This window comes from Sphingomonas sp., from assembly GCF_035555815.1.
Classification (GTDB): domain Bacteria; phylum Pseudomonadota; class Alphaproteobacteria; order Sphingomonadales; family Sphingomonadaceae; genus Sphingomonas.
The window spans coordinates 1-5,883 of sequence record NZ_DATMGG010000215.1; the positions used below are offsets into that span (position 1 = coordinate 1).

The 5,883-nt window shown below is 68.9% G+C and carries 4 protein-coding genes and 1 pseudogene; 3 read left to right on the forward strand and 2 right to left on the reverse strand.

Annotation, left to right across the window (positions count from 1 at the left end; translation table 11 throughout):
- Positions 1-1,308, reverse strand: a 1,308-nt coding sequence (locus tag VNR91_RS12505; protein WP_325491105.1) for a DNA gyrase subunit A, incomplete at its 3' end; no start/stop codon positions are given.
- 223 nt (positions 1,309-1,531) lie between these two features.
- Between VNR91_RS12505 and VNR91_RS12510 the strand changes: the two genes are divergently transcribed.
- Positions 1,532-2,809 (forward strand): hypothetical protein, encoded by a 1,278-nt coding sequence (locus VNR91_RS12510; RefSeq protein WP_325491106.1) that lies wholly within the window; start codon positions 1,532-1,534, stop codon positions 2,807-2,809.
- Between the two features lie 138 nt (positions 2,810-2,947).
- On the opposite strand, the gene VNR91_RS12515 is transcribed toward VNR91_RS12510, so the two are convergent.
- Positions 2,948-3,409, reverse strand: a complete 462-nt coding sequence (locus VNR91_RS12515; protein ID WP_325491107.1) for an Lrp/AsnC family transcriptional regulator — start codon at positions 3,407-3,409, stop codon at positions 2,948-2,950.
- A gap of 258 nt (positions 3,410-3,667) precedes the next feature.
- Between VNR91_RS12515 and VNR91_RS12520 the strand changes: the two genes are divergently transcribed.
- Together VNR91_RS12520 and VNR91_RS12525 are read left to right on the forward strand one after the other, a co-directional pair.
- Entirely contained in the window at positions 3,668-5,368 is a 1,701-nt protein-coding gene (locus VNR91_RS12520; RefSeq protein WP_325491108.1) for a HAMP domain-containing sensor histidine kinase, read from the forward strand.
- Positions 5,369-5,370: 2 nt separating this feature from the next.
- Positions 5,371-5,883 (forward strand): annotated as a pseudogene (locus VNR91_RS12525) (WalW protein); the annotation flags it as partial.

Consider the following 5,883-nt stretch of genomic DNA (forward strand, 5'->3'; position numbering starts at 1 on the left):
TTCGACCGGCGACGCTTCGACCAGGCGGATATAGGGCGCGATCTCCGCGATCGGCCATTCGCGCGTCAGCAGCTTTTCGCGCGCCACCGCCGGGCTCGATGATCCGCGGATGATCTTGACCATCTCATCGAGGTTGGCGACCGCGATCACCAGCCCCAGCAAGATGTGCGCCCGGTCGCGCGCCTTGGTCAGCTCGAACTTCGAGCGGCGGGTGATGACTTCCTCGCGGAACCTGACGAACGCCTCGATGATGTCGCGCAGGTTGAGCAGTTCGGGCCGGCCGCCGCGGATCGCCAGCATGTTCGCCGGGAACGACGATTGCGCCGGGGTGTTGCGCCACAGCTGGTTGAGCACGACGTCCGGCGTCGCATCGCGCTTCAGGTCGATGACGATGCGGACGCCCTCGCGGCTCGATTCGTCGCGGATGTCGCTGATGCCCTCGATCCGCTTGTCCTTGGCGGCCTCGGCGATCTTCTCGACCAGCGCGTTCTTGCCCTGCTGGTACGGGATTTCGGTCAGCACGATCGATCGCCGCTCGCCGCGCTGTTCGGTCGTGTGGCGGCTGCGTACGATGATCGATCCCCGCCCGCCCTGATAGGCGGCACGGCAGCCGGCGCGTCCCAGGATGAGTGCGCCGGTCGGGAAGTCCGGCCCCGGCACGATTTCCATCAGCTGCTCGGTCGTGATCGCGCCGTCCTCGATATAGGCGAGGCAGGCATCGATGACTTCGCCCAGATTGTGCGGCGGGATGTTCGTCGCCATGCCTACCGCGATCCCGCCCGCGCCGTTGACCAGCAGGTTGGGGAAGCGCGCGGGAAGGACGGTCGGCTCGCTTTCCGATCCGTCGTAATTGTCCTGGAAATCGACGGTATCCTTGTCGATATCCTCGATCAGCGCCGTCGCGACCTTCGCCAGCCGCGCCTCGGTGTAGCGCATCGCCGCCGGCATATCCGGGTCCATCGACCCGAAATTGCCCTGGCCGTCGATCAGCGGCACCCGCATCGACCAGTCCTGCGCCATGCGCGCCATCGCCATGTAGATCGAGCTGTCGCCGTGCGGGTGGTATTTACCCATCACGTCACCGACCAGGCGCGCCGATTTGCGATACGGCCGGTTGGCGAGATAGCCGCCTTCCTGCGCGGCGTGGAGGATGCGGCGGTGGACCGGTTTCAGCCCGTCGCGCACATCGGGCAGCGCGCGGGCGACGATGACGGACATGGCATAGTCGAGATAGCTCGACTTCATCTCGTCGACGATCGAGATGGGTGTAATGTCGGAGGGGTCGGCGAGCAGCGTCTCGTCGGTCAAAATGGGTGCTTTCAGGATTATTGCAGTGTTGTGTCGGCTCTAGCCCTGCCGGGCTATACCAGCAAGCCCGCGCCGCTACGGTCGGGTGCGGAATCGCCGCGTTCAATCACGGTTCAGCGCAGCGCCGGCAGGTCCGACCGGCGGACGCTTGAACCGTGCGGATCGGTTGCCTAGAGCGGGATGCTTTTCCCCGTTAGAAGGCCCGCCAGAGGAGACCTGAAGAATGAAGCTGATGTCACACGCCGCGCTGGTCGCGATCCTTGCCACGGGCGTTGGAGCGGCCGTGGTCGCGACGCCCGCCGTCGCGCAGAAGAAGAAGGGCAAGGAGGACGCCGCGCCGCAGCTCAACCTGTCCGAAGCGATCCGCAAGCCGGTCGCCGCCGCGCAGGCCGCGATCGCGGCCAAGGACAACACCACCGCGCTGACCCAGATCGCCGCCGCCGAGGCCGTCGCCAAGTCCGACGACGATCGCTACGCCGTCGCCGCGCTCAAGCTGCCGCTGGTCGCCGCCGACCCCGATCGCACCAAGCTGATCGAGGTGCTCGACGTGCTGGTCGCCAATCCCAAGACGCCGCCGGCCGACCTGCCCCGCTACACCTATTTCCGCGGGGCGCTGCCGTTCGAGCAGAAGAAATACGCCGACGCGCTGCCGTATCTGACCAAGGCGCGCGACATGGGCTATCAGGACAGCAACCTGTCGCTCCAGATCGCGCAGGCGCTGATCGAGACCGGCAACGTCCCCGGCGGCATCGCCGAGATCGACAAGGCGATCACCGCCGAGGAAGCCGCCGGCCGCAAGGCCCCGCAGGCGTGGTACGACTATGCGATCGCGCGGCTCTACAGCGCCAAGCAGGCCGACCAGACCGCGGCGTGGCTGCAACGGTCGGTCAAGGCCTATCCGACCGCGCAGAACTGGCGGAAGGTGATCCTGGTCTATCGCGACGCGCACGATCAAAAGGCGGCCAAGCCGCTCGACAATGGCCAGCGGCTCGACCTGTTCCGCCTGATGCGCGCGACGAAGGCGCTGGCCGACCAGAGCGACTATCTGGAATATGCCGACCTCGCCTATCGCGCCGGCCTGCCCTATGAGGCGAAGGCGGTGGTGACCGAGGGCAAGGCGACCGGCAAGATCCCGGCGACCAGCGCGTCGGGCACGCGGCTGCTGTCCGATTCGGAAGCGGCGATCAAGGCCGACGCCCCGCTGGCGACGATCGAGAAGCAGGCGCAGTCCGGCAACGGCAAGGCGGCGATGGGTGCCGCCGACGTCAATCTGGCGCTGGGCAACAACGCCAAGGCGGCCGAGCTGTACAAGCTGGCGTTGTCGAAGGGCGGCGTCGACACGGCGGAAGCAAATCTGCGGCTGGGCCAGGCGCTGACGCTGGCGGGCGACCAGGCCGGCGCGCGCGCCGCGTTCCAGGGCGTGACTACCGCTCCGCGCAGCGAGATCGCCGGATTCTGGACTCAGTGGATGGAAATCGCACCGTCGATGACCGGCGCCTGATCCGCCCAAACGGTTGAGTCCCGATATGGGGCGGTCGATCGGCCGCCCCATTTTCGTATCCGGCCGACGCGGGAAATATTTTCGGCCGGTCCGGTTCCGGTGTGCAGCGCGGTGTTTCGCCGTCCGCCGGGGCGGGAGCTACAGGACCGGGATGCCGGGCAACGACTTCGACGTGCGGATCGTCAGCGATGTCTTGACGTGGCTGACGTTGGGCGCCGGGGTCAGTTGCGTGGTGAGCAGTTCCTGAAAGGCGCGCAGATCGGTGGCGACGATCTTCAGGATGAAATCGATCTCGCCGTTCAGCATGTGACACTCCCGAACCTCGGGAATTTCAGCGACATGCGCCTCGAACGCGGCCAGATCCGATTCCGCCTGGCTCTTGAGGCTGACCATCGCGAACACGGTGATCGTATAGCCCAGGCTACCCGGATCGAGCGTGGCGTGATAGCCGCGGATCGCGCCTTCATCCTCCAGCGCCCGCACCCGGCGCAGGCACGGCGGCGCGGTCAGCCCGACGCGTTCGGCCAGTTCGACATTGGTCATTCGACCATCGTCCTGAAGCAGCGCCATGATCTGCCGGTCGATCCGGTCGAACGTCATTGTCGATTACCCCTGCTGAATTATTGCCGAATCGTCTGGACGAGCAATAATAAAGTTTCACGCGAACGCAATTGTCCCACATTGCGACGGCTCAAAAATCGCCGTTCCCGTCAGGGCGCGTGACCGGTAGGGTTCGACCACGACGCGCGATTTCCGCCGTTGCGGCCGTGGATCGGCGTTCGCTCCGCGCCTTGATTTGACGCGATTTCCAATCCGGCGGGGAAATTTCCGCCAGCGAAGTCGATTCTTGGGGGATGAGTGCGCTTCGACGATACCCTCGATACGGTCCTGGCAGGGGGGCTCGACACGCCGTTGGCGGCGCAGTCGGGCTGGCGCCAGATCGTCGACCTGGTGGGTCGCGGCCGGATCGAGCCCGATGCGCGCGCGATGGCGACTCTGGCCGGCCTGCAGGGGCGCGTGCCGCTGGCGGTGCGCGTTGCCAGCGCCCGCGCGATGATCGGATCGCGCCCGCCGGCGGCGCTGATCCGGCTGTTCGCGTGTGATGAGATCGCGGTGGCGGCGCCGGTGCTGCGGTTCGCCCAGCTGCCCGGACCGGAATGGACCGCGCTGTTGCCCGAGCTGTCGCCGCAAGCGCGCGCGGTGCTTCGCCATCGCCGCGATCTGGACGCCGCGACGATGCGCGCGCTGGAAAGCTTTGGTTCTGTCGATTTCGTGCTCCCGGCCGGAGAAGCCTCTGCGCCAGTGCCGGACGCCGCGCCCGCGCCGGCGCCGGCGGAGGATGAACTCGACCTGGCCACTGTCGCGGTCGTGCCGCCGCCGCCCGATCCGTTCCGGTCGCTGGGCGAGGTGGCGAACGACCTGCCGCTGGTCGCCGAGGCGCTGCGCCAGGGCGGCGGCGAGCCTGGCGAGACCTACCGCATCGCCGACGTCGTCGCGCGGATCGAGGCCTATCAGCGCGATCATGAGGGGACACCGCCGTCGGCCGCGACGACGGCCCCGGCCGCCAGCGGCGATCTGTTCACTTTCGACGCCGACGCCGCCGGCACGATCCGCGCGGTCGACGGCGTGGCGCGCGGCGCGCTTGTCGGCCTGTCGCTCGCCCATGCCGCCTCGCCGGGCGGTCACGGGGTCGATGCCGCCGCCGCCGCGGCGTTCGGACGGCGGACGCGCTTCGCCGACGCGCAACTGCGCGTCGCCGGCGCTTCTGACGCGGCGGGCGAGTGGCGGCTGTCCGGCACGCCAGCGTTCGATCCGCGCACGGGTCGCTTCACCGGCTATCGCGGCCACGCGCGCCGCCCGCGCGCCGATGAGCGGCCCGGCCGTCCGCCCGCGCCGGATTCGATGCGCCAGCTCGTCCACGAACTGCGCACGCCGACCAACGCCATCATCGGCTTTTCGGAGATGATCGAGCACGCGATGCTCGGGCCCGTGCCCGAACCCTATCGCGAGCAGGCGCGCGCGATCCGGGGCGATGCGCAGGCGCTGCTGGCCGCGATCGACGACCTCGATACCGCGGCGCGCATCCAGTCCGGCGCGCTCGACCTGCGGCCGGAACATGTCGTCCTGCTGCCGCTGCTGGCGCGCGTCGCAGGCGATCTGGCGCCGCTGGCGGAACTGCGCGGGGCGCGGCTGGAGATCGCCGGCGATCCGGGCGAGGCGTTCGGCGACGCGCGCACCGTCCATCGCATCCTCGAACGGCTGGTCGCGGCGATGCTGGGCTTGGCGGGGCGTGGCGAGACGATCGCGATCCGTGGCGGCGACCGCGACACGCTGACCATCGCCCGGCCGCGCGCGCTGGCCGACCTTGACGCGGAGGCGCTGCTGGCGATCGACGATCCGGCCAATCCGGGGTCGCTGCTCGGCACCGGCTTCGCGCTGCGGCTGGTCCGCAACCTCGCGCGGGAGGTTGGCGGGAGCCTGACGATCGGCGGAGACGCCTTGACTCTGCGCCTGCCCGCGGCAGGAGGCGATGCGATGGAGCAGGTACGGCTGAGCTGACGATGGAGGGGGCCGCCTATCGCCCGCCGTTGCCCGCGCCGGGCGATCAGGTGACATGGCCCGACGATTTCGGCCAGCGTTTCACGATCTTCGTCGATACCGAGGAGGAGTTCGACTGGTCCGCGCCGCTGCGCCGCGAGTCGCGGTCGGTGGCGGCGATGGCGGCGCTGCCGACGGGAGCCGCGCGCTTTGCCGAGGCGGGGGCGGCGCTGGCGCTGCTGATCGATTACCCCGTCGCCACCGATCCCGCCGCGATCGACCACCTTCACCGCGCGCTCGACTATCGCCGCCACGCGGTCGGCACTCAGCTCCATGCCTGGGTCAACCCGCCCTATGACGAGCCGCTGACCCGCGCGAACAGCTATGCCGGCAACCTGCCGCCCGCGCTGGAGGCGGCCAAGCTCCAGGCGCTGACCGTGGCGATCACCCAGGCGTTCGGCCAACCGCGCCTATACCGCGCGGGCCGGTATGGGATCGGTCCGGCGACGCTGCGGCTGCTCGCCGACTATGGCTAT

Excerpts from the sequence above, each read along its gene's own strand:
- VNR91_RS12510 (WP_325491106.1), top strand. The coding sequence starts at position 1,532 with ATGAAGCTGATGTCACACGCCGCGCTGGTCGCGATCCTTGCCACGGGC.
- VNR91_RS12515 (WP_325491107.1), bottom strand. The coding sequence starts at position 3,409 with ATGACGTTCGACCGGATCGACCGGCAGATCATGGCGCTGCTTCAGGAC.